Annotated in this window: 22 protein-coding genes; 9 read left to right on the plus strand and 13 right to left on the minus strand. The window is 69.9% G+C overall.

Translation table 11 applies throughout. The features are described from left to right. Positions 1 to 146: 146 nt before the first annotated feature. Together ACZ4FV_RS01555 and ACZ4FV_RS01560 are read right to left on the minus strand one after the other, a co-directional pair. Positions 147 to 626 carry a hypothetical protein gene (locus ACZ4FV_RS01555; protein WP_395870560.1) on the minus strand — a complete coding sequence of 160 codons (480 nt, stop codon included), beginning with the start codon at positions 624 to 626 and terminating at the stop codon, positions 147 to 149. Between the two features lie 1,262 nt (positions 627 to 1,888). Then, positions 1,889 to 2,437: a hypothetical protein gene (locus ACZ4FV_RS01560; protein WP_395870558.1), complete on the minus strand. Its 549-nt coding sequence runs from the start codon at positions 2,435 to 2,437 to the stop codon at positions 1,889 to 1,891. 613 nt (positions 2,438 to 3,050) lie between these two features. On the opposite strand from ACZ4FV_RS01560, the gene ACZ4FV_RS01565 reads away from it, so the two are divergent. From ACZ4FV_RS01565 to ACZ4FV_RS01575, 3 genes are all read left to right on the plus strand, one after another. Then, a complete protein-coding gene (locus ACZ4FV_RS01565) occupies positions 3,051 to 4,733 on the plus strand; it encodes a hypothetical protein (RefSeq protein WP_395870556.1) in 1,683 nt (560 codons plus the stop codon). Positions 4,734 to 5,093: 360 nt separating this feature from the next. Then, the gene (locus tag ACZ4FV_RS01570) at positions 5,094 to 6,689 is read left to right on the plus strand and encodes a WxL domain-containing protein (protein WP_395870554.1); all 1,596 of its coding nucleotides are present in this window, start codon (positions 5,094 to 5,096) and stop codon (positions 6,687 to 6,689) included. Positions 6,690 to 6,960: 271 nt separating this feature from the next. Then, a complete protein-coding gene (locus tag ACZ4FV_RS01575) occupies positions 6,961 to 7,992 on the plus strand; it encodes a WxL domain-containing protein (protein ID WP_395870552.1) in 1,032 nt (343 codons plus the stop codon). Between the two features lie 68 nt (positions 7,993 to 8,060). Here ACZ4FV_RS01575 and gltX read toward each other — a convergent pair whose 3' ends face one another. The 3 genes from gltX to ACZ4FV_RS01590 all read right to left on the minus strand — a co-directional run bounded on the left by gltX (position 8,061) and on the right by ACZ4FV_RS01590 (position 10,483). Next, positions 8,061 to 9,431 (minus strand): glutamate--tRNA ligase, encoded by a 1,371-nt coding sequence (gltX, locus tag ACZ4FV_RS01580; protein WP_395870672.1) that lies wholly within the window; start codon positions 9,429 to 9,431, stop codon positions 8,061 to 8,063. 129 nt (positions 9,432 to 9,560) lie between these two features. Further along, positions 9,561 to 9,932, minus strand: coding sequence for an ATP-binding protein (locus tag ACZ4FV_RS01585; protein WP_465321579.1), 372 nt, complete (start codon positions 9,930 to 9,932; stop codon positions 9,561 to 9,563). Positions 9,933 to 10,114: 182 nt separating this feature from the next. Beyond that, complete coding sequence (locus ACZ4FV_RS01590; RefSeq protein ID WP_395870548.1) at positions 10,115 to 10,483, minus strand: STAS domain-containing protein; 369 nt, start codon at positions 10,481 to 10,483, stop codon at positions 10,115 to 10,117. Positions 10,484 to 10,635: 152 nt separating this feature from the next. Between ACZ4FV_RS01590 and ACZ4FV_RS01595 the strand changes: the two genes are divergently transcribed. Then, positions 10,636 to 11,532, plus strand: a complete 897-nt coding sequence (locus ACZ4FV_RS01595; protein WP_395870547.1) for an RNA polymerase sigma factor SigF — start codon at positions 10,636 to 10,638, stop codon at positions 11,530 to 11,532. A gap of 158 nt (positions 11,533 to 11,690) precedes the next feature. On the opposite strand, the gene ACZ4FV_RS01600 is transcribed toward ACZ4FV_RS01595, so the two are convergent. Further along, positions 11,691 to 12,659, minus strand: coding sequence for an HpcH/HpaI aldolase/citrate lyase family protein (locus tag ACZ4FV_RS01600; protein WP_391586794.1), 969 nt, complete (start codon positions 12,657 to 12,659; stop codon positions 11,691 to 11,693). A 148-nt stretch (positions 12,660 to 12,807) separates the two neighbouring features. Here ACZ4FV_RS01600 and ACZ4FV_RS01605 point away from each other — a divergent pair, with 148 nt between their 5' ends. Further along, complete coding sequence (locus ACZ4FV_RS01605; protein ID WP_395870545.1) at positions 12,808 to 13,332, plus strand: hypothetical protein; 525 nt, start codon at positions 12,808 to 12,810, stop codon at positions 13,330 to 13,332. A gap of 129 nt (positions 13,333 to 13,461) precedes the next feature. Here the strand turns inward: ACZ4FV_RS01605 and ACZ4FV_RS01610 are convergent, their stop codons facing one another. Continuing rightward, entirely contained in the window at positions 13,462 to 14,406 is a 945-nt protein-coding gene (locus tag ACZ4FV_RS01610) for a hypothetical protein (protein ID WP_395870543.1), read from the minus strand. A 108-nt stretch (positions 14,407 to 14,514) separates the two neighbouring features. Continuing rightward, entirely contained in the window at positions 14,515 to 15,342 is an 828-nt protein-coding gene (locus ACZ4FV_RS01615) for a hypothetical protein (RefSeq protein ID WP_395870541.1), read from the minus strand. A gap of 154 nt (positions 15,343 to 15,496) precedes the next feature. On the opposite strand from ACZ4FV_RS01615, the gene ACZ4FV_RS01620 reads away from it, so the two are divergent. The 3 genes from ACZ4FV_RS01620 (at position 15,497) to ACZ4FV_RS01630 (ending at position 18,032) form a co-directional block, all read left to right on the plus strand. Next, a complete protein-coding gene (locus ACZ4FV_RS01620; RefSeq protein ID WP_395870538.1) occupies positions 15,497 to 16,771 on the plus strand; it encodes a magnesium transporter MgtE N-terminal domain-containing protein in 1,275 nt (424 codons plus the stop codon). Continuing rightward, a complete protein-coding gene (locus tag ACZ4FV_RS01625; protein ID WP_395870536.1) occupies positions 16,761 to 17,345 on the plus strand; it encodes a DUF1003 domain-containing protein in 585 nt (194 codons plus the stop codon). Before ACZ4FV_RS01620 ends, ACZ4FV_RS01625 begins: the two co-directional genes overlap by 11 nt. 102 nt (positions 17,346 to 17,447) lie before the next feature. Next, positions 17,448 to 18,032, plus strand: coding sequence for a TetR/AcrR family transcriptional regulator (locus tag ACZ4FV_RS01630; RefSeq protein WP_402233996.1), 585 nt, complete (start codon positions 17,448 to 17,450; stop codon positions 18,030 to 18,032). Here the strand turns inward: ACZ4FV_RS01630 and ACZ4FV_RS01635 are convergent. From ACZ4FV_RS01635 to ACZ4FV_RS01645, 3 genes are read right to left on the minus strand one after another with little or no spacing between them, the layout of a single operon-like run. Beyond that, the gene (locus tag ACZ4FV_RS01635) at positions 18,004 to 19,245 is read right to left on the minus strand and encodes a benzoate/H(+) symporter BenE family transporter (RefSeq protein WP_402233995.1); all 1,242 of its coding nucleotides are present in this window, start codon (positions 19,243 to 19,245) and stop codon (positions 18,004 to 18,006) included. The two genes, ACZ4FV_RS01630 and ACZ4FV_RS01635, sit on opposite strands and share 29 nt — an antisense overlap. Positions 19,246 to 19,265: 20 nt before the next feature. Further along, positions 19,266 to 19,742 carry a macro domain-containing protein gene (locus ACZ4FV_RS01640; protein WP_402233993.1) on the minus strand — a complete coding sequence of 159 codons (477 nt, stop codon included), beginning with the start codon at positions 19,740 to 19,742 and terminating at the stop codon, positions 19,266 to 19,268. A 45-nt stretch (positions 19,743 to 19,787) separates the two neighbouring features. After that, a complete protein-coding gene (locus ACZ4FV_RS01645; RefSeq protein WP_465321580.1) occupies positions 19,788 to 20,699 on the minus strand; it encodes an amidohydrolase family protein in 912 nt (303 codons plus the stop codon). Between the two features lie 74 nt (positions 20,700 to 20,773). On the opposite strand from ACZ4FV_RS01645, the gene ACZ4FV_RS01650 reads away from it, so the two are divergent. Then, a complete protein-coding gene (locus ACZ4FV_RS01650; protein ID WP_395870528.1) occupies positions 20,774 to 21,922 on the plus strand; it encodes an Mrp/NBP35 family ATP-binding protein in 1,149 nt (382 codons plus the stop codon). A 132-nt stretch (positions 21,923 to 22,054) separates the two neighbouring features. Here ACZ4FV_RS01650 and ACZ4FV_RS01655 read toward each other — a convergent pair whose 3' ends face one another. Both ACZ4FV_RS01655 and ACZ4FV_RS01660 read right to left on the minus strand, forming a co-directional pair. Further along, entirely contained in the window at positions 22,055 to 22,699 is a 645-nt protein-coding gene (locus ACZ4FV_RS01655; RefSeq protein WP_395870526.1) for a hypothetical protein, read from the minus strand. A gap of 299 nt (positions 22,700 to 22,998) precedes the next feature. Next, positions 22,999 to 23,433, minus strand: a complete 435-nt coding sequence (locus tag ACZ4FV_RS01660; protein WP_395870524.1) for a sec-independent translocase — start codon at positions 23,431 to 23,433, stop codon at positions 22,999 to 23,001. Positions 23,434 to 23,564: the final 131 nt, after the last annotated feature.

Here is a 23,564-nt window from a genome sequence, read left to right on the forward strand (position 1 = left end):
CCCCCCCCCCCCCCCCCCCCCCCCCCCCCCCCCCCCCCCCCCCCCCCCCCCCCCCCCCCCCCCCCCCCCCCCCCCCCCCCCCCCCCCCCCGGGCCCGTGGCGCAAGGATCCGAGCGTTCCGGCTCCCTGGTCGAGAGCCGGGCGGATCAGAAGGTGAAGGGGGTCGGGCCGGTGGCGGGCGGAACGGTGTCCTGCTTGCCGGCGCAACGAATGTCGGCCGCGGTCCCGGCGAAGGTCGCCTGGATGCGCACCGAGTAGTTCGTCGCGCTGGGGGCGGCGGCGGAGGTGTCCAGCAGGATGATGCTGGTCCCGCCCGCGATACGCGCGGCGGCGGGAACCGGGCCGAGCGTGATCGGGTTGCCCGCGTTCATCGGCAGGTTGGCCGTCCCGGAGAACGTGACGCCGCCCGTCATCCGGATCGTGGTGGTCAGCGAGTTCGCCGGGATGTTGAGCGGCGCCGTGATCGACGAAGTGAGCTTCATCTTCTGCGGGTTCGGCGAACCCGGGTCGCTCGAGGAGAGGGTGCCCGCGCCGTTCGTCGAGTACGTGATACCCGAGTTGATGTCGACACAGGTCAGGTGCACCCCGCGCGACTCCGGCGGAGCGGCGTTGGCAGTACCGGACATGGCCATCACGGCCGCGAAGGCACCCGCCGTACAGGCGATGCCAACCGTTGCAGCTTTGGAACGAGACATGAGGGGTGGTGCTCCTTTCACGGCTTTCCGAATGAAGACGTGCTTGCCCGAGTGCCCTGAAGCAGGCAAGACGCTGGTACTGCCGGCCGGTATCTCGACATCGACGGGAACGGCGACGCAAGCCAAACCGCGAAGGGCCCGGATTGCTTCTGCATCGGGCCTTCCGGCACAGGGAGAGTGAAGCGGGAGAAAGAAAAGAAGTCAATGCCTAATGTCCACGTTTACAAAGCCGAGTGATCTTCGAGAAGCTTCCAACCATATCGACCGACAGAGCGCCTTCAATCCTCATGATCACCAAATGCATATCTTTGATCATGGTGACACGCGTCACTATACAGGCGTGATTACGTAACGTGAGTATTGCGTCCCGAATTCTCGGTAAAACAAACGTCCCGCGGGACGCGGCACGTCCGGAGAGACGCACGGAAACCAATCCGCGAAGGAAAGCGAAATCGATGGTTCCGGTGCAATTTTCCGGGCCCGAGCCGCTCGGCGGGCGAAGGTCGTCCGCCCCGGAGTCCGATCCACCCGCGCCGCAGGGCAGGACCGTGGCCCGTTCGGGCGCAATGCGATCCACACCGGCCGGTTCGATGCGTCCGGCACGGTGGCCAAGCTGCTGCGGTTGCCGCGAACGCGGTGGTCACACCCGCTGTACCGAGCGGCGGCGGGAGCCCTGGAGAGGCTTCCCGCGCGTCGGTTTCGAAGACCCGGCCCGCACCACGGCTTCGGCCCGCGTAGGCGGGGAATGCGGCCGATACGGCCACCGTCACCGACCGCGCCGAGACCGATGACCGGCCCGCTCCACCACTCGCACGGGCCCTTTCGGCCGACTCGACACGAACCGTACGGCCGGCGAAGTAAAACGGTTTCCGTTCCCGGGAATCCGGGAAAGAATCGAAAGGCGATTATCGGGCCGGCTTTATCTGATTCGATCTTGGTGACACGTGACACCGATAAAGAATGCCGCCCCGGCCCTCCGACCCGAATCATCGGGAATACCTCGAACGGCGGAAAAGCCCGCTCGCCGGGCCACGCCCTTGTGCCCCCACCGGCTCGCGTCACCGATACCCGGACATGCGTACGCCTGCCCGGGCGGCACGAGGCCGCCCGGGCAGGCGCGAGACGTCATCGAATCCTGATCATCGAATCCTGATCGGACCCTCCTGCACGGGCAGGGTCCGGTCCGGGATCGATCAGAACGTGTAGTCGCCCGAAGCCGCGTCCTGCTTGCCGGCACACCAGATCTCCACCGGGGAGCCGGAGATGCTCGTGTTGATCTTCACCGACCAGTTCGTGGCGCTCGGCGCGGCGGCCGAAGTGTCCTGCAGGCGCACGGTGGTGCCCGCAGCAAGCCGCGAAGTCCCGGAAACCGGGCCCAGGTTGATCTGGTTTCCGATGTTCATCGGCAGGTTCACGGTGCCGGTGAAGTCACGAACGGTGCCCGCACCCGCGCCGGTCTGGATGGTGCGGATGGTGGTGGTCAGCGAGTTCGCCGGGATCGCGATCGGCGCGGTCATCGGCGAGACGAGCTTCATCTTCTGCGCCGCCGTGCCGCCCGGGTCACTGGAGGTGAGGGTTCCAGTGCCGCCGGTGACCCACGTGGTACCCGTGCTGTCCTTGCAGGTGAGGTTCACGCTGCGCGAATCGGGAACCGCGTTCGCGGTGCCGGACAGCGCCATGACCGCGGCGAAGGCGGCGGCCGAGCAGGCGATACCGGCGCTTGCGAGCTTGGTACGAGACATGGTGGAGCTCCTTTTCATCGCTTCCGAGGACCTGGTGATGGCGCACGTTCTTCCCGGCCTGCACGCCGCAGGCGAAAACGGTGGAGCAACCGGCGGGCATCCCGAAGGGTCGGCCGACGCGGTACGAACCGGACGGCACGACGGTGTTATCGGGATCCGGGGCGGGCCCGCTTCTTCCCCACGCCGGGGCCCTCCGGCACAGCCAAAGTGAAACTGCGCAAGCGGAAGAAGTCAATACGGTTTTGTAGATGAATCCATCGGGCAGCGATCATGAATCGATCGCGGTTCCTATTGACTCGGTCAAGCTCAGAAACAGAAGGCTGGAGCAGGTTTATCAAAGTTGATCATGGTGACACGTGACACCAAGATCGCCACGTTTTACGCATTGCTTCTTGCGCCTTTATTCGCTAGATGTTCGGGCGGACCAGCAACGTTCGGAGTTCGCCATCCCGGCCTTTTCACCCAGCCACTCGGCCAACACTCCCGACACCCGTCGCCGACGGGCGACGGCCGTAGTGGGCGACGAAATGTCGCCCTCCGGGCGTACGCGGGGGAAGCGGACTCTCCCGCACCACCAGGCACCTCCCACCCGGCTAGGAGAAACGTGTCCCGAATGCGAAGAATCGCTCCGCGCAGGCTGATCGCGGCCGCGGCCGTCGGCGCCATCGCGAGCACCGGCGCCCTCGTCCTCGCCCCCGCCGCGCAAGCCGACACCGTCGACTACGCGACGCACTGCACCAACCCGTACTCGACGCCGCCGGACGGCCAGGTCAAGATCGACCTGGTGGTCACCCCTGCCAAGAGCAGCTACCAGGTGGGCGATGTCGTCTCGGTCGAGTGGCAGTGGAAGCTGTACCCCAAGGCCCCCACGTCGATCCCGGTCGTCGGCAAGGTGCCGAAGGACTCGACCTATCCGGTCGGTACGGTGAAGTTGACGGGCGCGCAGACCGGCAACTTCGCCATCCAGGGACCGAAGATCAACCCCGAGGCGCTGCCCGGCCAGGACCTGATCCTGAGCAACCCGGTCGGCAACCTCACACTGACCCAGGCCGGCCAGGTCAACCTGACCCCGGACATCTACTCGACGTGGACCACTGCGGTCGGGCAGACGGTCGAGACCAAGTGCTCGCCGATCAACCCCATCTCGGTGTCGCGCACCCTCACCGTGGACGGCCCCTCGCAGGGGGCGCCCACCCTGAGCGCGAACCCCGGTGAGTTCAACGCCGGCGCCCAGGTCGCGCTGGCCGGCAACAACTGGGCCGCGGGCACCCCGTCGGTGCAGTTGTGCGACGCGAACGGCGCCGCGTGCGACGCGAGCAAGATCGCGGCGAACAGCCTGGTGGTGGCCAACGGCGCGCTGTCCGGCAACATCAACACCGTCGCCACCGTGCCGACCGGCAACTACAAGCTCAAGGTCAAGGTCGGCGCCGGCGAGGCGGTCGCCGCGGTCAAGATCAACGCGGTCGCCCGACAGGCCACGCTCAGCCCCAACCGGGGCCCCGTGGGCACCGTCGTCTCGGTGACCGGCAAGAACTTCAACCCGAACCTGACCGTCATCGCGCGCGGCCAGACCGCGACGGGCTACGTGCTGGACGAGACGGCCGCGTACGCCGACTCGGCCGCCGACGGCACGATCACCATCCCGGACTTCGTGGTGAGCGACCCGAGCATCACCGCGGTCTGGATCACCGAGGGCGTCGACGAGACGACCGGCTTCGCCGTGCCGTTCACCATCGGCGCGGCCCTGCCGGCCACCCTGTCGGCGTCGCCCGCGACCACGCACGCCGGTGGCTCGGTCGCGGTGTCCGGCAACAACTGGACCCCGAACGGCTCCGCCGCCGCGTCGCTGTGCGCGGCCGACGGCTCCGCGTGCAGCGCCGCCCGGATCAGCTCGGGCCCGATCACCATCGCCGCCGACGGCACGCTCGCCGGCAACGTGACGATCGCCGGAAACGTGGGCGAGGGCACCTACAAGCTCAAGCTCAGCGACGGCAGCAACAGCGCGCTGACCTCGGTCACCGTGCAGCGCCGCTGGCTGGAGCTGAACAAGACGTCCGGCGACCCGTGCACGTTCGTCCTGGTCACCGGGCACGGCTACGGCTCGCTCGCGTGGGTCAACGTCAACGGTCTGGCGGGCAACTCCAAGACCAGTGACTGGGCCGGCGCCTGGGCGAACGCCAACGGCGACTTCAGCATCTGGATCCTGATCACGAAGTCGAACACCACCGGCATCATCGCGTCGGAGACCTTCCACTCCGACCGCAACGCGTCGACCCCGTTCACCGTGACGGGCTGACGTATATCCGAAGGGCTCGACCGGAGGCCGCCGTCCCTGGGGACGGCGGCCTTCGTTGTGCCCGATACCGGGGTCCGGGAGGGGACGATCGCATTCCGCTTCCCTTGCCGCGCGGCAAGTCGATCATGTTGACACGTGACACCTGGATCGCCTCGGAATAGTCATTGACTTCGTCAGCAATTAACGGATGAATACGGTGTCGGACCATCTATTGCCGACCGCTACCGCATCCGTCGCATTCCGACCGGCGGCCCGCCACGCTCCGAGAGGGCGGAGGCCGCAGAATTCCGGGATCGCGCGATGCCGCTCCACCGTGGCAGTAGGCATATTCCCATCCCCGCGAGGAGAATAGTGTCCCGAATGCGAAGAATCGCTCCACGCAGGCTGCTCGCCTCGACAGCCGTCGTCGCCGTCGCGACCGCCGGCGGTCTCGTGGTCCTCGCACCGTCCGCCCAGGCGGTCCCGGTCGACTACACGACGCACTGTGTCAACAAGTACTCGCCGAACCTGCCCAACGGTCAGGTCCAGATGGACCTGCAGGTCACCCCGGACAAGCCCACGTACGCCGTGGGTGAAGAGGTCACGGTCAAGTGGCACTGGACGGTGTTCCCGAAGGCCCCGCCGACCATTCCGGTGATCGGCAAGGTGCCCGCGAACTCGACCTACCTCGACGGCACGGTGAAGCTCTCCGGTGCCCAGAGCGGCAACTTCAAGGTGATCGGGCCGCAGGACAACCCGGAGGCCCTGCCCGGCCAGGACCTCAAGGTCAGTGACGGCACCGGCAAGTTCACCCTGACCACGCCCGGTGACGTCGCCCTGACCCCGGACATCTACTCGACCTTCACCACGGCCCTGGGCCTGAAGGTGCCGACCGACTGCACGCCGGTGACCCCGGTCGCGGTCTCGCGCACCCTCAAGGTCGAAGGCACCTCGCAGGAGCCGGCCACGCTGTCCGGTCCGGCCGAGGCCGCCGCCGGCGCGCCGATCGCACTGACCGGTGCGCACTGGCCGGCCGGCACCCCGTCGGTCGAGCTGTGCGACGCCGCCGGCGCGGCCTGCGACGCGGCCAAGATCGCGCCCGGCAACACCCTCGCGGTGGCCGACGGCGCGCTCACCGGCAACGTGAGCACGATCGCCACGGTGGCCGCGGGCGACTACAAGATCAAGGTCAAGGTCGGTGCCTCCGAGGCGCTCGCCCCGATCAAGATCACCGCCACCGCGCGGCAGATCAGCCTCGACCCGGCCAGTGGTCCGGTGGGCACCACGGTCAAGGTCACCGGGAAGAACTTCACCCCGAACCTGACCATCATCGCGCGCGGCCAGACCGCTTCGGGCTACGTGCTGGACGAGACGGCCGCGTACGCCGACTCGGCCGCCGACGGCACCTTCACCATCCCGGACTTCGTCGCGAGCGACCCGTCGATCGCCTCGATCTACGTGACCGAGGGCACCGACGACACCACCGCGATCACCACTCCGTTCCGCATCACCGTCCCCGGCGCGAGCCTGGACCAGACCGTGACCGGCAACGTGGTGGCCGGCGGCCTGACCATCTCCCAGGAAGCCGGCGCGATCAAGCTGTCGGACATCACGATCAACGGCCAGGCGCAGAACATGACCGGCGCGCTGAACACCGTGACCGTGAAGGACTTCCGCAGCGGCAACACCGGGTGGACCCTCACCGGCTCGGTGTCCGACTTCACCAACGGCACCGGCGGCAAGATCGGCGCCGACAAGTTCACCTGGACCCCGAAGGTCGCCGCGGGCCCGGGCTCGCCCAGTGTCGCGGTGCCCGGTAGTGCCGGCCCGATCGGCACCGGCGCCACGCTGGCGTCCGCTCCGGCGGCGCCCGTCACCGGCGGTACCTTCGCCGCCGACGCCGACCTCTCCCTCGCCGTCCCGGCGTACCAGGCGGTCGGCACCTACACCGCCACGCTGACCCTCTCGATCAGCTGACGCGATAGCACGAGCAACACCGAAACTCCGGGCGGCCCCCGCGACGACAGTCGCGGGGGCCGTCCGGAGTTCCCGGCCGGGAACGATCCAACGGCCCGTCAATTTCCTTGCCACCCAAGCGAGTTGCTGCGCAATTCCGAGTGCGGCGCGGGTTGCCGTCAGTAATCATTGATCGTGCCAAACATCGTGTCGGTCGGGGACCCGCTCGGAACCAACCCGGTCCCCACCGCGCCTTGGCACCGATCGATTCCCGACTCCGGCAAGGAAATCCGTGTTCAAGAGAAACCAAAGAAACTCGGCCCGTCGCGTCCTGGCGGCTTGCGCGACGGCGATCGTCGTCGCGGCCGTCGGCCTGACGTCGGCGGCACCCGCACAGGCGGACACCATCACGTACCAGGAGCGATGCTCCTCCTCCATCCTCGGCATACGGTTCCCGGAAGACGCGTTCGACGTGGACCTGGTCGTCAGCCCGGACAAGCCGACCTACAACCCGGGCGAAACGGTCACCGTCACCTGGCACTGGGGTACGCAGCCGAAGTATCCGGGAATGCCGCACATCGACTCGATCCCGTTCTACGCAGAGGCCGCCGTGAACGTGGGCGGCTCGCAGCACACCGCCTTCGGGGTACGCGGTCAGGGCCGCCCGGCGCCGGAGAATCCCTCCGGCTCCCTTGAACTCACCGATCTCACCGGCACGTTCACGATCCCCGGAAGCGGCCCGGTCACGCTCACCCCGGGCACCTACACGGTGACCGCGGAGGGCATCGGGGGGACGCTGATCGACTGCGCCCCGGTCGTGCCACCGGCCGTCTCGCGCACTCTGACGGTCGGTGCCGACTCCGGCGCCGGCACGGTGTCCCAGCACATCACCGGCGTGATCGGCACCGGCGGGCTGACCATCTCCCAGCAGGGTGACGGCATCCGACTCGTGGGCGGCGCGGTGAGCACCCGCGCGCAGACCATGTCCGGCCCGCTGAACCCGATCACCGTCACCGACGTGCGCGGCGGCTCGCTCGGCTGGACGCTCACCGCCGACATCGGCGACTTCACCTCACCGGACGGCGGCCGGATTCCGGCCGATCACTTCACCTGGGTACCGGCGGTGGAGAGCGCGCCGGGCGGCCTGAGCGTCGCGGTGCCCGGCACGCCCGGCCGGATCGCCGGCGGATCCGTGCTGGCGTCGACGCCGAACGCCCCGCGAACCGGCGGCGCGTTCATCGCCAAGGCATCGATCTCGCTCGCCGTACCCGCGATGCAGCAGCCCGGTGCCTACGACACCACACTGACCCTGTCACTGAGCTGACCCGCCGCCCCGGCGGGCCCGCCCACCCGTTTCCCGGTGTGCGGGCCCGCCGTGTTCCGGTGCGGCGACTACTGCGCCGTCGCCAACCTGGCCAGCGCCGCGTCGATGCGGGACAGGACCCGGTCGCGGCCGAGTACCTGGAGCGACTCGAACAGGGGCAGGCCGATCGTGCGACCGGTCACCGCGACCCGGACCGGGGCCTGCGACTTGGACAACTTCAGGCCGTGCGCGGCACCCGCGGCCTCGACCGCGGCCTTGAGCGCGTCCACGTTCCACTCGGCCCCCGCGAGCTCCTCGCGCGCACTGGCCAGCACGTCCGCGGCGCCCGGCTTCATCGCCTTGGCCCAGGCCGCCTCGTCCTCGGCGGGCGCGTCCAGGAACAGGAAGTCCACGTACATCGGGACCTCGTCGAGCACCGTGATCCGGGTCTGCACGAGCGGCGCGACCTCGGCGAACACCGCCGGGTCGTACGCCTCCTTCGCCCACGGCGCCTTCTCCCCGAGCACCCACGGCTCGCACGCCTTCACGAACGCGTCCGCGTCCAGCGCGCGAATGTAGTCGGCGTTGAACGAGGACAACTTCTTCACGTCGAAGAACGCCGACGACTTGTTCACGTCCCGCAGGTCGAAGAGCTGCTCCAGCTCCGCGTACGGCCGGATCTCCACGTCGTCCTTCGGGCCCCAGCCGAGCAGGAAGAGGTAGTTCACCAGCGCCTCGGGCAGGTAGCCCTCGTCCAGGTAGGACTCCAGCGCCACCTTGTCCCGACGCTTGGACAACTTCTGCCGCTTCTCGTTGACGATCACCGGCAGGTGCGCCCACTGCGGCGCGGTCGCGCCCAGCGCCTCCCACAACAGCTGCTGCTTGGCCGCGTTGGACAGGTGCTCCTCGCCGCGGATGACGATGGTGATCCGCTGGTCGACGTCGTCGACCACGTTCGCCAGCAGGAACACGGCCGAGCCGTTGCCCCGGGCCACCACGAAGTCCTCCAGCGAGGCGTTCGGGAACTCGGTGTCGCCGCGGACCAGGTCGGCCACCACCGTGACGCCCTCGTCCGGCGTACGGAAGCGCAGTGCGCGCCCCTCGCCCGCGGGCAGCCCGCGGTCGCGGCAGAAGCCGTCGTAGCCCAGGTGCTTGGAGCCGGTCCGGGCCTCCAGGTCCTCACGCGTGCAGTCGCAGTAGTACGCGCGGCCCGCGTCGAAGAGCTCGACCGCCTTCTCGCGGTGCAACGCGGTGTTCTGCGACTGGAAGTACGGGCCCTCGAAGGCCGGGTCGGACGCGTTGATGCCGATCGCCGCGAGCGCGCCGATGATGCCCTCGGTCCACTCGGGCCGGTTCCGCGCCTCGTCGGTGTCCTCGACACGCAGCACGAACGTGCCGCCGGCCTTGTGCGCGACGGCCCAGTTGTACAGCGCGGAACGAGCGCCACCGACGTGGAACATGCCGGTGGGAGAGGGAGCGAAGCGAACACGAACCGAAGAGGCAGACATGTGCTCCAGGGTATCCGCCGAGCGCACCGGGTTCGGGCCGGTATCCGGCTCGGCACCGCACCCCGCGAGCAGGCGTCCGATTCAGCGCATCACCTCGGGGACGGGCATGTCCACCCACACGGTCTTCCCGTCGCCCTGGTGCACGACCACCCCCCAGTCCAGCGTCAGCCGCCGGATGATGTGCAGTCCGTGTCCGCCCGGTCGTGTCCCCGAATGCGGAGCACGTGCCTGCGGCGGCTCCTCGCTGCGGTCGTCCACCTCGATCCGCAACAGCTCGCTCGTCCGCACGACGCGCAACTCCACCGGACCGCCCGCGTGCAGGCACGCGTTGGTGACCAGCTCGACCGCGACGAGCAGCACGTCGTCGGCGGTCAGCATCACCTGCTCGTCCTGGGAACCCGACCATCCGTACGCGTGGAGCGTGTTGCGGATGAACGTCCTCGACCGCGCCACCGCCCCCTTCGCGCCCTCGAACGGCAATCTCCGCACCTGACGAAGCGGTGGTGTGGAGAAGCAGGCGCCCCCGTCGCCGGGCGCCTGCGATCGCATGGCGCACATCTACTGGCTCACCTCGCTCACGCTGCTACGCGGTGATAGTTGCCCGCATCCCGCTGGAGGACACCAGAAGTCACGGGCTACTCTCCGACCGCCTCTGCCAGGGTCTCGTGGAAAGTGAACCCCTGTACCGCACCGGTGATCTCGAATACCCGCGCAACAGCGGGTTGAACGCCCACGAGGTGGACGGCTCCTCCCGCGGCCTGCGCGCGCAGCCGGGCGGCGAGAAACGCGTTCAGCCCGGTCGAATCACAGAAATCGAGGTCCGAGCAGTCGATCACCAGACGCGTACTGCCCTGCTCGACACACTCGAACAGGCGGTCCCGCACCGCGGCGGCACTGTCCACGTCGATCTCACCGGCGACCGTAACGATCGCAGAGGTGCCATTGGTGCTCACCGACACCGTCAAGCCGCCCTGCATGCCAGCCTCCTGCTGCCCTTTGCCCATCGAGTACTCCGGCCCGGGCACACGATAGACGACCGCCCCCGAATGCGGGGGGTCGGCTTGCCCGCACAAGTTTTTCGGGTGGATGGTGTTTGCTCTCCCCCATCCGGGTTAGGCGCACGGGAGAGACCTCAAAAGCGTGACGAGGGGGAGGCATGGCAGTACAGCTCGAAGCCGAGATGCAGGTCCGGGGGTCACAGCGGCCACCGGCGACGGACACCGGGGCAGAAGAGCTGGATCTGTGCGAACTCGCGCGTGAATTCGACGACGACGAGATCGGATCGATGGGCGCCGCCGACGCGCGCGCGCTCTCGAAGACACTCTTCCGGCGGCTGAACCGGCTGGAAGAGGGCACCCACGAGTACCAGTACGTGCGCAACACCCTCATCGAACTCAACCTGCCGCTGGTGCGCTTCGCGGCGGCTCGCTTCCGCACCCGCAGCGAGCCGCTGGAGGACATCGTCCAGGTCGGCACGATCGGGCTGATCAAGGCGATCGACCGCTTCGACACCGAGCGCGAGGTGGAGTTCCCGACCTTCGCGATGCCGACCATCCTCGGCGAGATCAAGCGCTTCTTCCGGGACACCTCGTGGTCCGTCCGGGTTCCGCGCCGACTCCAGGAGTTGCGGCTGCGGCTGGCGAAGGCGAGCGACGAGCTCGGCCGGCGCCTGGAACGGGCGCCCACCGTCGCCGAGTTGGCGGACTTCCTGGACGTCTCCCGCGAGGAGGTCGTCGAGGGCATGATCGCCTCGAACGGCTACAGCGCCTCGTCGCTGGACACCCCCGCGGGCGCCGGCGACGACGCCGCGGTTCCGATGGACCGGCTCGGCGCGGACGACGACGCGATCGAACTGGTGGAGAACCGAGAGTCGCTCAAGCCGCTGATCGCCGCGCTCCCGCCGCGCGAGAAGCACATCCTGATGTTGCGCTTCTTCGGCGGCAAGACCCAGTCCGAGATCGGCGAGCAACTGGGCATCTCCCAGATGCACGTCTCTCGGCTGCTGTCGCGCACGCTCGGCACTCTGCGCGCGGGTCTGCTCACCGAGAGCTGAGCCGGGCCGCGGCGCGCCCCGGGAGCCGCCGCGCCGCGCGGATGCGACACGGCCGATGCGACACGAAGGGGCGGCACCCGATCACCGATCGGGTGCCGCCCCTTCGTCGCGTCACCGCCCGGGCACCGGAGCACCGGCCCGGGTCACCGGGGCCGGACTCAGCCCTTGGGGGCCTCGAACTTCTGCGTACGCTGCATGCCCGCCGCGCGACCCTTGGCCGAGATCACCAGGGCCATCTTGCGCGACGCCTCGTCGATCATCTCGTCGCCGAGCATCGCGGCGCCCTTCATGCCGCCCTCGGCCGAGGTGCACCAGTCGTACGCGTCGAGGATCATCTCGGCGTGGTCGTAGTCGGCCTGGGTCGGCGAGTACAGCTCGTTCGCGGCGTCGATCTGGCCGGGGTGCAGCACCCACTTGCCGTCGAAGCCCAGCGCGGCCGAGCGGCCGGCCACCCGGCGGAAGCCGTCGACCTCCTTGATCTGGAGGTAGGGGCCGTCGATCGCCTGGAGGTCGTTGGCCCGCGCGGCCATCAGGATCCGCATCAGGATGTAGTGGTACGCGTCGCCGGTGTCGTAGCCCGGGGGCTGCTCGCCGACCACGAGGGACTTCATGTTGATCGACGCCATGAAGTCGGCCGGGCCGAAGATGATGGTCTCCACGCGCGGCGACGCGGCGGCGATCTCGTCGACGTTGACCAGTCCTCGGGCGTTCTCGATCTGCGCCTCGATGCCGATCCGGCCGACCTCCAGGCCGACCGTCTTCTCGATCTGGGTGAGCAGCAGGTCCAGGGCCTTGACCTGGCCGGCGTCCTGGACCTTCGGCAGCATGATGGCGTCGAGGTTGGCCCCCGCGCCCTCCACGACGGTGACCACGTCGCGGTAGGTCCAGTGGGTGGTCCAGTCGTTGACCCGCACGACGCGGATCCGATTCCCCCAGTCGCCGTTGTTGAGCGCGTCGACGATGGTGTGCCGCGCGCCCTCCTTCGCGAGCGGGGCGCAGGCGTCCTCGAGGTCGAGGAACACCTGGTCGACCGGAAGCCCCTGCGCCTTCTCGATGAAGCGCGGGTTGCTGCCGGGCACAGCCATACAGGAACGGCGGGAACGCAAGCTACGCGATGTGGCGGCCATGTCTCTGGTCCTCCCAGTGCTGCGGATCGTGCGGTCAGGTTACCGACGGGTCACCCCTGGCGGGCTATGAGGTGGCGCACGTTCGGCCTCGCACGTCGCCGGGGCGGGACCACGTTCCGCGCCCGCGCGTTGTGGGACGCTGTGGCGCATGACGGACACCGACGCACTCCCGGAAGCGGACGCGCTGCGCGAGGAAGCCGCGAAGAAGTCCGGCCTGCTCTGGCTCACGGTCGGCACCGCACCCGCCCGCCCGGTCTGGCACGTGTGGCTGGACGGCGCGTCGTGGCTGGTGACGGCCCGCGCGGACGGCGCGGTCGAGCAGTTCGTGCCCGGCCTGGCCGAGGCCGCCGAGGCGCTCGTGGACCTGCGCAGCAAGGACAAGGGCGGCCGGCTGCCCGGCTGGACCGCCCGGGTCGCCGTGGTGGCACCGGACGACCCGGCGTGGGAGCCGGCCGTGCTGGCCCTGCACGCGGCCCGGTTGAACGCGCCCGACGGCGAGGAGCAGCCGGCCCGCTGGAAACGCGAGTGCGACCTGATCCGGTTGACCCCGACCGGCCCGGCCCGGGATCTGCCCCGGGACGCCGGACGCACCGTTCCGGTCGGGTCGCCGGCCGTGACGCGCGGCGCGTCCCCGTTCAACCTGTCGATCGGCCGCCTGCGCCGGCGCGGCTGACAGTCGGTGCCCCCGGGCCGGGCCCGGGCGCCGACCGTCCGCGGGACGTCGGGCGCGGCGACGGAGCCGCCTCGGGTGAGCCGTGGGCCCGCACCGGATGAGGCCGCCCCGGGTGGGCCCGACGCCCGATCAGAAGAACAACACCGGGTCGTGCTTGAGGCCGGCGGGGACCGGCGGCTTGCCGGTCCGGCCGATGTCGGGGCGGCGCGTGGTGGAACTCGTGGGCGCGCCGGTCGTCGGCGGCCGCGTGCTCGAGCCGCCGGTCGAGGTGCCGTTGCTGCCGCCGGTCGGGCGGCCCTGGGTGGTCAGGTCCTTGTCCACCACGTCCTTGGGCTCCGGCGCGTGCACGTCAACCCGTTCGCCGTAGCCGAGGAAGTCGAACGCGCCGGTCTGCTTCGCGTCCTGGGCCGACTCCATCCGCAGCAGGTACGGGGCGCCCTCGGTGGCCACCCAGATGGTGCCGCCCGCGCCCGGCGTGCGATTCTCCAGGGCGATCGCCTTGTGGCCGTTGACCTGCTTGACCGCGCCCTTCTCCAGCTTGCCCGGCTTGCCCATCAGCTTGTTGGTCAGCCGCTCGACGTAGGTGTTCTCCACGATGCCGCCGTACTTCTTGTCCCCGGAGGGGACCTGTACGTACTTGTCGTGGTTGGCCGTCTCGCTGCCGTTGCCCTCGACCTTGGACCAGAACTTCGCGTCCCCCCGGAACCAGACCTGGTTCTGCACCCGGGTGATGTACGCGGTCGTGTTGTCCTCGACGATCTGGCCCTCGCTGCCGGTGCTGGTGAAGCGCATGTCCACGCTGAACGGCTTGGCCGGCCTGCCGGACGCGCCCGGGACCGCCAGTTCGCCCTTGACGTGCACGGACTTCGCGGCGGCCGTCGCGGCCTGGGCACGCTGAAGGATCGCCGCCGGGTCCAGCCCGTCCACCTGGTTGCCGAGCGGCGCACCCGCCGTCGGCTCGTCCACCGGCGCCTGCCACGAGCGGTGTGCGGGCCGTCCCGCACTGCACCCGGCGGCCAGCACCGTGACCGATACAGCCGTCGCCACCACGAAGCCGCGCCGCACGTGATCCACCGTTGGGTTCCTCGTCGTTCGATGTCTCGTTGGTTCGCTGACCTGATCGACGCACGCCCGCGTCGACGTCCTGCGGGAAACGGTATCCCGGAGCCGGAATCCCCCGCCTCAGTCGGTACCCGGCACCGGCCCGGTGGGCTTGCCCGAGGGCTGACCCGAGGGTTTTCCGGAGGGCTGACCCGAGGGTTTGACCGGGGACTTGTCCGGCGACTTGTCCGACGGTTCCTTGCCGTCGGTCATCGACCCGTAGTCGAGCACGTCGTCGGGCTTGGGCAACACCAGCGGGAAGTCCTGGTTGTACTCGAACAGTTCGAGCGATCCGCCGCTCGGCGAAGGAATGTACTTGAGCGGGAACGGGGTCCCCTTCAGCGCCACCCGCAGTTCGCCGCCGCGCCCCCGGTCGGCCACCACCTTGAGTGACTCGGCGCCGCGTATCTTCTCCCGGCCGTCCTTCTTGAGCTTGCCGTTGAGCCGGATCAGATCGGTGATCATGTCCTGCATCCGGGTGAACCCGGACAGCCGCGCGTAGCTGGGATCGGCGGGCGGCACCTTGACGAACTTGTCCCGCAGCGTCTGGGCCGACTCCTCGACGTCGGTCCCCCCGCGCCCGTCCCGGCCCCGATACAGCCGGGCGTCGCCGCGCACGAACAGGTCCTCGCCGATCCGCAGCAGTTCGATGGTGCTGTCCGCGGTGACCACGGTGCCCACCCCTCCCTCGCGCTTGAGCCGCAGATCGATCCGGAACTCCTGGGTCTGGATCCGCCACACGCCCTGCACGTGGACCGCGACGGCCGTCGCGGCCGCCGCCTTGGACTTGCCGGCGATGGAATCCGCGGATTCCGAGCCGAGTCCGGTCTCCGCCTTCGAACACGCCGTGCCGGTGAGGACGCAGGCGGCCAGGAGGGCGATCGTGGTCTTCGTCTGAGGCAAGCGCACGGGCGGCACTGTACTGAGCCGGGCGCGAGGTGTCGTGATCATGCCCACGTCGACCGGTAGCCTGACCGTCCGGGGGCATACGAGGAACGACCGCGCGGATCGGCCGCGGATCGGCCCGAGCGGGCATACACATCGGCGACGGAGGGACCACGGCATGGGTGCGTCATCCGGGCGGGTGTTCATCTCGCACCTGGCGGGCGTGGCCGTGTTCGACCCCAACGGCGACCACGTCGGCCGGCTGCGCGACGTGGTGGTGATGCTGCGCACCGCCCAGCTCCCCCCGCGCGTGCTCGGCCTGGTCGTCGAGGTGGCCACCCGTCGGCGGATCTTCGTCCCGATGACCCGGGTGACCAGCGTGGAGACCGGCGAGGTGATCACCACCGGGCTGGTCAACATGCGCCGCTTCGAGCAACGGCCGAGCGAGACGCTGGTGCTCGCCGAGATGCTCGATCGCCGGGTGAGCCTGGCCGAGACCGACGAGCCGGTGACCGTGCTGGACGTCGCGATGGCGCTCGGACGCGGTCGCGACTGGCTGATCTCCAAGCTCTTCGTGCAAAAGGGCGGCACCTCCGGCCTGCGCCGGCGACGCGGCGAGACGATCACCGTGGACTGGAACGCGGTGGTCGGTTTCGAGCGCCCCGAGGACCAGCAGGGCGCGGCCAACCTGCTCGCCACCTTCGAGCAATTGCGGCCCGCCGACCTGGCGAACGTGCTGCACAACCTCTCCGCCAAGCGCCGCGCCGAGGTGGCCGCGGCGCTCGACGACGACCGGCTCGCGGACGTGCTGGAGGAACTGCCCGAGGACGACCAGGTGGAGATCCTGGGCCAGCTCCAGGAGGAGCGCGCGGCCGACGTGCTGGAGGCGATGGACCCGGACGACGCGGCCGACCTGATCTCCGAGCTGCCCGAGGACACCGCGGAACGCCTGCTCGGCCTGATGGAGCCGGAGGAGGCCGAGGACGTGCGCCGGCTGCTGACCTACGTCGAGGACACCGCCGGCGGCATGATGACCACCGAGCCGATCGTGCTCGAACCCGGCGCCACCATCGCCGAGGCGCTCGCCCACGTGCGCAACGCCGACCTCTCGCCGGCCCTGGCCAGTCAGGTCTACGTGTGCCGGCCGCCGACCGAGACGCCGACCGGGAAGTACCTGGGCACGGTGCACTTCCAGCGCTTGTTGCGCGATCCGCCGTTCACCCTGGTCGGCGCGGTGCTGGACACCGACCTGATGCCGCTGCGCCCGGACACCCCGCTCGCCGAGGTGACCAGCTTCCTGGCCGCGTACAACATGGTCGCGGCGCCGGTGGTGGACGAGGACGACCACCTGCTCGGCGCGGTCACCGTCGACGACGTGCTCGACCATCTGCTGCCCGAGGACTGGCGCGAGGGCGCCATACACGGAGACGGGGGTGTCCGCCGTGGCTCGTGAGAGCACGAGCGCCGACAAGCGCCGCCGCCCGCGCCTGGATCAACCGCGCGATCCGGGGCGGCGTCCGCTGCTGCCCGCGTACGACCCGGAGGCGTTCGGCCGGTTCTCCGAGCGGATCGCCCGTTTCCTGGGCACCGGTCGGTTCCTGGTCTACATGACCGCCACGGTGATCGTGTGGATCGGCTGGAACATCTTCGTGCCGCCGGCGCTGCGCTTCGACGAGTACCCGTTCATCTTCCTGACCCTGGCACTGTCCCTCCAGGCGTCCTACGCGGCGCCGCTGATCCTGCTCGCGCAGAACAGGCAGGACGACCGGGACCGGGTCAACCTGGAGCAGGACCGGGCCCGCAACGAGCGCAACATCGCCGACACCGAATATCTGACCCGCGAGGTCGCGGCACTGCGGATCGCCCTCGGCGAGGTCGCCACCCGGGACTTCCTGCGTTCGGAACTCCAGTCCATGCTCAAGGAGTTGGACGAGCGACGGGAGACCGACGGGTGGCTGATGGGACGCGACGTCACCGACGCGCACCTGACCCGGCAGCAGCCGCCGCCGGACCCGGAACATCCCTGAGCCGGCACCGGATCCAGGTCGACGGCGGGGTCGAACTTCTTCATACACGCGTATGAGTCACTTGTGTAAGACATTTGTCTAATCCCCGGTTACCATCGCCCCATGGGACACCGCGAAGACCTGCTGGCCGGCGCCAAACGTTGTCTGTACGAGAAGGGCTACATGCGCACGACCGCGCGCGACATCGTCGCCGTGTCGGGCACCAACCTCGGATCGATCGGCTACCACTACGGGTCCAAGGACGCGCTGATGCAGCAGGCGCTGCTGGAGTCGATCAAGGAGTGGGGCAACGAGTTGAGCGCCGCGCTGGTCGACGCGGTCGGCGCCGAGTCCGCGCCGCTGGAGCGCTTCGAGGCGATCTGGACGCGGGTGATCGATCTGATGGAGTCGCACCGGATGATGTGGGCCGCCAACTTCGAGATCCTGGCCCACCTCGACGACCTGCCGGAGATCCACAAGGTGCTCGCCGCGGCGCAGGACGAGGGCCGGTCCGGGTTGGCCTCGGTGTTCCTGGGCGTGCCCGAGGAGGGCAACGAGCATCTGACCGGCACCGTCGGGGCGCTGTGTCAGGCGCTGCTGGTGGGCGTGGTCCGCCAGTGGATGCTCGCGCCGGAGACCGCCCCGACCGGCCGTGATCTCGCCGAGGGCATGCGCTTGCTCATGGGCGGGAGCCGCGCCGCGGGCTGAACCGGCCCCAGGACAGCACCACGTGGGCCAGGACACCCGCGATCAGCCCCCAGAACGCGGATCCGATCCCGCCGATGGTGACCCCGGACGCGGTGGCCAGGAAGGTGATCAGCGCCGCCTCGCGGTGCTCGTCGTCGGCCATCGCGCCGGTGAGGCCGCTCGCCAGCGCGCCGAACAGCGCGACGCCCGCGACCGCGGCCACCAGTTCCTTGGGCAGGCCCGCGAACAGCGCGACCAGCGTCGACCCGAACATGCCCACGATCAGATAGAAGACCCCGCACGAGACCCCCGCGACGTAACGCCTGCGGGGGTCGTGGTGCGCCTCGGGGCCGGTGCAGATCGCCGCGGTGATCGCGGCCAGGTTGATCGCGTGCGACCCGAACGGCGCGAGCAGCGTGGACACCGCCCCGGTCGAGCCGATCAGCACCCGGTCGTTCGGCGTGTAGCCGGACGCGGCCAGCACCCCCATCCCGGGCGCGTTCTGGGACGCGAGGGTGGCCACCAGGAGCGGCACCGCGATGCCGATCAGGGCCGGCACCGACAGGTGCGGCGTGGTCCACTCCGGGCGGGCGATCTCGAACGCCTCGATCCGCACGTGCAACCGCGACGTCGCCGCCGAGCAGGCCACCCCGACCACGAGCGCGACGAGCACCGCGTAGCGCGGGAGGAAGCGCTTGGCGAGCAGGTAGCCGAGCAGCACGCCGCCGGCCGTCCAGGGCGCGGACTTGACCGAGGTGAACACCCCGGTGCCGAACGAGAACAGGATCCCGGCCAGCATCGCGGACACCACGGCGGCGGGCACCCGCCGCATCAGTCGGCCGAACACGCCGGTCACCCCGATCACGGTGATCAGCACACCGGTGACCACGAACGCGCCGATCGCCTCGGGGTAGGAGTACGACCCCAGGCTGGTCACCAACAGCGCGGCGCCCGGCGTGGACCACGCGGTGACGATCGGCATCCTGGTGTACAGGCTCAGCCCCAGGCAGGTCAGCCCGCTGCCGATGGACAGTGCCCAGACCCACGATCCGGTCTGCTCCCGGGTCAGCCCGCCCGCCGAGGCCGCGGACAGCACGATCACCAGCGGCCCCGAGTAGGACACCAGCACCGCGATCAGGCCGGCGAGCACGGCCGAGAAGGACGCGTCCCGCCACAGGCTCGGCCTGCCCGCCGCCGACGCCGGCTTCGTGTCCGCCGTGGTTCGCGTAGTCACCGGGCGCCTCGCCTCGTGGTTCAGTCGTGGTCGTAGACGGTGACCGGGACACCGCACGCGCTCAACCGTTCCAGGACGAGCGGCTCCACCCTGCCCCAGTTGCCCCCGGCCAGACCACAGCCGATTCGCGGCATGTGGACCGAGGCACCCAGTTCCAGGGCCCGGCGCCCGACTTCGGCCAACGCCCGGTCGATCGCGTCGTAGCGCACCGGCGGTCCCTTGCTGCCGGTACGCATCCCGTGCTGACCGATCATGTTGGCCACCCACAAGTGGGTGTCGACCCGGACCAGACGCACCGCGCCCAGCCCGAAGTCGTTCCCGGCCCGCTCGCGATGCCAGTGCCGATAGTCGGCCTCCGGCTCGGACCAGCGCCGGGACAGCGCGAGCACGAAGCCCTTGCCCCAGCCGCCCTGGTCGTTGCACACGTGCGCGATCACCTTGACGCCCTTGCCCAGGGGCGTGGTGGCGTCTCCTCGGACATACGTGACGGTCGCCATGCGCGGCAACGTAGCCGTCCGCGCCGACGCGCCGGCAATCGTTTCCTACGACCGGCGTTGGGCTCGACCGGAGAGCCCCGCGGCGAACAGCCGGGCCGCGTTGTCGTGGCAGACCGCCCGCAGCCAGTCGTCGCCCAGGTCGAGCCCGGCCAGCGCGTCGAGCCCGTGCGCGTAGCCGTACGGGATGTTCGGGAAGTCGCTGCCCCACAGGATCCGGTCCCCCACGTCCCGCAACCGGGAGCGATCGGCGGGCGGGAAGGGCGTGAACTCCTCGACGAAGTCGGTGAAGGCCATCGTGGTGTCCAGGTGCACCCCCGGGTAGCGGTCCGCGAGGTCGAGGAACGCGCCGTACTCCGGCATCCCCATGTGCGCGACGATCAGCCGCAGCCGGGGGTGCCGGGCCAGCACCCGGGCGATCGGCTCGGGCCCGGTGTGCGCGCCCGGCACCGGCCCGGACCCGCAGTGCGCGACCACCGGCACCCCGACGTCCGCGAGCGTGCCCCACACGTCCTCCAGCAGCGGATCGGCCGGATCCCACCCGCCGACCTGGACGTGCGCCTTGAACACCACCGCACCCGCGTCGATCGCCTCGCGCACGTACTTCGCCGCGCCCGCCTCCGCGAAGAAGGTCGCGGTGTGCAGGCAGTCCGGCGTACGGTCGGCGAACTCGCGCGCCCACGCGTTCAGCCACGCGGCCATCTCGGGCTTGTGCGGATAGAGCATCGACGTGAACGCCGAGACGCCGAACCGGCGCAGCGTGGCGACCCGTTCGTCCTCGTCCAGCCGGTAGGTGATCGGCCACGGCCGGCCGAGCAGCGGACCGGCCGCGTCGAAGTACGCCCACACCTTGTCCAGCACGCGCCCCGGCATGAAGTGCGTGTGCACGTCGATCAGCGACGCCAGGCCCAACTCCCGGCGGAAGCCGGCCACGCGCGTCTCCTCGGCCACCGTCGTCACACGGCCACCTCCCCATTCGGCTCGGAGGTCGATGCTCTCAAAGAGTTTTTCCGAGGGCGTCGTAAGCTCACGGTATGGCTTCTGCAACCCTGCCCTCGGCGGACGACGTCCAGGATGCGCTGGCGACCGTCCAGGACCCCGAGATCCACCGGCCCATCACCGAACTGGGCATGGTCAAATCCGTCGAGATCCACGCCGACGGGCGGGTCGCGGTCGGGGTGTACCTGACCGTCAGCGGCTGCCCGATGCGCGAGACGATCATCAGCCGGGTCGAGACCGCGGTCGGCGCGCTGCCCGGCGTCACCTCGGTCGGGGTCGAGCTGGACGTGATGAGCGACGCGCAGCGCAAGGAACTCGCGAGCAACCTGCGCGGCGGTCAGGCCGAGCGCGAGGTGCCGTTCGCCCAACCCGGTTCGCTCACCCGCGTATACGCGGTGGCCTCCGGCAAGGGCGGCGTGGGCAAGTCGTCGGTGACCGTGAACCTGGCCGCCTCGATGGTCGCGCAGGGGCTCAAGGTCGGCGTCGTGGATGCGGACATCTACGGCCACTCGGTGCCGCGCATGCTCGGCACGGAGGGCAAGCCCACCCAGGTCGAGAACATGATCATGCCGCCGTCCGCGTCCGGCGTGAAGGTCATCTCGATCGGCATGTTCACCCCGGGCAACACTCCGGTGGTCTGGCGCGGTCCGATGTTGCACCGCGCGCTCCAGCAGTTCCTCGCCGACGTCTACTGGGGCGACCTGGACGTGCTGCTGCTCGACCTGCCGCCGGGCACCGGCGACATCGCCATCTCGGTCGCCCAGTTGGTGCCGAACGCGGAGATCCTGGTGGTGACCACGCCGCAGCAGGCCGCCGCCGAGGTCGCCGAGCGCGCGGGCACCATCGCGGTGGAGACCCGCCAGACCATCGCCGGTGTGATCGAGAACATGGCCGGCCTGCCCTGCCCGCACTGCGGCGAGATGGTCGACGTGTTCGGCTCCGGCGGCGGTCAGCGGGTCGCGGACGGCCTGTCCGCGGCCACCGGCACCAAGGTCCCGCTGCTGGGTTCGATCCCGATCGACACCCGGCTGCGCGAGGGCGGCGACACCGGCAAGCCGGTCGTGATCGACGCGCCGCAGTCGCCCGCGGCCGTCGCGCTCGCCGCGATCGCGGCCAAGCTCGGCGGACGCGAGCGCGGTCTCTCCGGCCTCCAACTCGGCCTGACCCCGCTGCGCAATTTCTAGAGGACGTGTCCCGGGGCCCGCGCCACGATGCCCGGCACGGCTTCGGCCCGGCCGGGCATCGCGCTCCACCGCGATGATCCCGGGGTCACGCGCGGCCGGTCCCGCGCGTGCCCCCGGGATCATCGCCGCGGTTCACGAATCCGGCCTCGCGTAGCTGCTCAGGTCCACCGAGCGGGACAGGCCCAGGCCGTACGCGCTCGCGCCGCGGCCGTACACCCCGATGTAGACGCCCGCGCTCTCGCCCGCGAGCACCCAGCCGTAGGCCGACTCCCGGTAGCGGAACCGCGAGGGCACCCCGTCCACCGGGATGGCCAGGTCCGTCCACCCCGATCCGGTCAGATTGTCGGACAGGTCCCAGGCGATGTTGGTCTGCTGATCCAGCCACTCCGCGCGGGTCGTGCGATCCAACTGCCACGGCCAACTCTCCGCGAGCAACGCCACCCCTGCGAGTGACGCCGCGCTCGACTTCGAGGTGGCCTCCATCTGCCCCGTACCGTCCCCGGCCGGCCGCTTGGGCCGCTGCGGGACGGTCACCACGGACACGAACCGTCGGGGTGTCGGATCACCGGGCCGCCGGCTGGGCAGATCGCCGTGGCCGAGCGTGCCGTACTCGATCGCGCCTCGGCCCCTGCACACCGACGACAACCAACGCCGCCCGTTCCAGCCCTCGTCCAGGCCGTACCAGGGGAAGTCCGCGCCCAGGTATTCCGCCAGCAGGTCGGGCTTGCCGGCCTCGTCGGCGGGCAACGCCTCGCCCGCGTGGCTGATTGTGTCCATGCTCCGCCTCAGGTCCTCTCACGCGGCGCGACGGCGCCGCCGGCTGCCTCGGTATGCCATGTCCGGGGCCCACCTCTCCCGGCGACTTCCGGGTGGACCGTCCGTCCGATACATGTATCCGCCGAGTCACCGACCACACACCGCCCGTGTACTCCGGAAGCCATACTGCCCGAATGCGCGCGTGCCCCCGCACCGTGTCGGGCCGGGAAGGGGCGGGAATCGGCGACGGCGCGCGGCGTCGTTCGAACCCGCGTCGGGGCGACGGCGACCGAGGTGTGTCCCGGGCGTCGCGCCGGCGATCAGGTCGCGTCGGCGTCGTACGGCGGGCGCTCGCCGGGCTCGACCCGAGGGGCGGCGGTGTTCTTGTGCAGCGAGGGCGGGCTGTACGAGGTGTCCGGCACGTCCGGGTCGTACGGGCTGCCGCTCGCCAGGCCCTTGATGTCCTCGAAGTCCTTGCCGAGCGAGTCGCGCAGTTCCTTGATGCCCAGGTCGTCGCCGTCGCCCATCAGGTTCTTGCGGACGAAGGTCTTGGGGTTGAGGTCCTCGAGGTGCATGTCCTGGAACTCCGGACCGAGTTCCTTCTTCAGGTCCGCTCGGGCCCCGGAGGAGAACTCGCGGAACTTGCGAATGGTGCGGGCCACGTCGCCGATCATCTTCGGCAACTTCTCGGGACCGAAGATCACGATCGCGAGGATGACGAGCGCGACCATCTCGGGTGCACCGACGTCGAACACCTGGACTCCACGAGATTGCGCGAGGGGGTTCGGTCGGGCGACCGAACCCCCTCAGAGTAGTCGTCGGCCCCGGAAGCGGAAGGTGGCGGCCGGCATCGAACCCGGTGTTTGCGGCCTATCCCCCGAAGATG

Source organism: Embleya sp. NPDC025285, from assembly GCF_055558835.1.

Bases quoted from the DNA above. Each gene is read 5' to 3' on its own strand.
- ACZ4FV_RS01555 (WP_395870560.1), bottom strand. From the start codon at position 626: ATGTCCGGTACTGCCAACGCCGCTCCGCCGGAGTCGCGCGGGGTGCAC.
- ACZ4FV_RS01560 (WP_395870558.1), bottom strand. From the start codon at position 2,437: ATGTCTCGTACCAAGCTCGCAAGCGCCGGTATCGCCTGCTCGGCCGCC.
- ACZ4FV_RS01565 (WP_395870556.1), top strand. From the start codon at position 3,051: ATGCGAAGAATCGCTCCGCGCAGGCTGATCGCGGCCGCGGCCGTCGGC.
- ACZ4FV_RS01570 (WP_395870554.1), top strand. From the start codon at position 5,094: ATGCGAAGAATCGCTCCACGCAGGCTGCTCGCCTCGACAGCCGTCGTC.
- gltX (WP_395870672.1), bottom strand. From the start codon at position 9,431: ATGTTCCACGTCGGTGGCGCTCGTTCCGCGCTGTACAACTGGGCCGTC.
- ACZ4FV_RS01590 (WP_395870548.1), bottom strand. From the start codon at position 10,483: ATGGGCAAAGGGCAGCAGGAGGCTGGCATGCAGGGCGGCTTGACGGTG.
- ACZ4FV_RS01595 (WP_395870547.1), top strand. From the start codon at position 10,636: ATGGCAGTACAGCTCGAAGCCGAGATGCAGGTCCGGGGGTCACAGCGG.
- ACZ4FV_RS01600 (WP_391586794.1), bottom strand. From the start codon at position 12,659: ATGGCCGCCACATCGCGTAGCTTGCGTTCCCGCCGTTCCTGTATGGCT.
- ACZ4FV_RS01605 (WP_395870545.1), top strand. From the start codon at position 12,808: ATGACGGACACCGACGCACTCCCGGAAGCGGACGCGCTGCGCGAGGAA.
- ACZ4FV_RS01620 (WP_395870538.1), top strand. From the start codon at position 15,497: ATGGGTGCGTCATCCGGGCGGGTGTTCATCTCGCACCTGGCGGGCGTG.
- ACZ4FV_RS01630 (WP_402233996.1), top strand. From the start codon at position 17,448: ATGGGACACCGCGAAGACCTGCTGGCCGGCGCCAAACGTTGTCTGTAC.
- ACZ4FV_RS01640 (WP_402233993.1), bottom strand. From the start codon at position 19,742: ATGGCGACCGTCACGTATGTCCGAGGAGACGCCACCACGCCCCTGGGC.
- ACZ4FV_RS01650 (WP_395870528.1), top strand. From the start codon at position 20,774: ATGGCTTCTGCAACCCTGCCCTCGGCGGACGACGTCCAGGATGCGCTG.
- ACZ4FV_RS01655 (WP_395870526.1), bottom strand. From the start codon at position 22,699: ATGGACACAATCAGCCACGCGGGCGAGGCGTTGCCCGCCGACGAGGCC.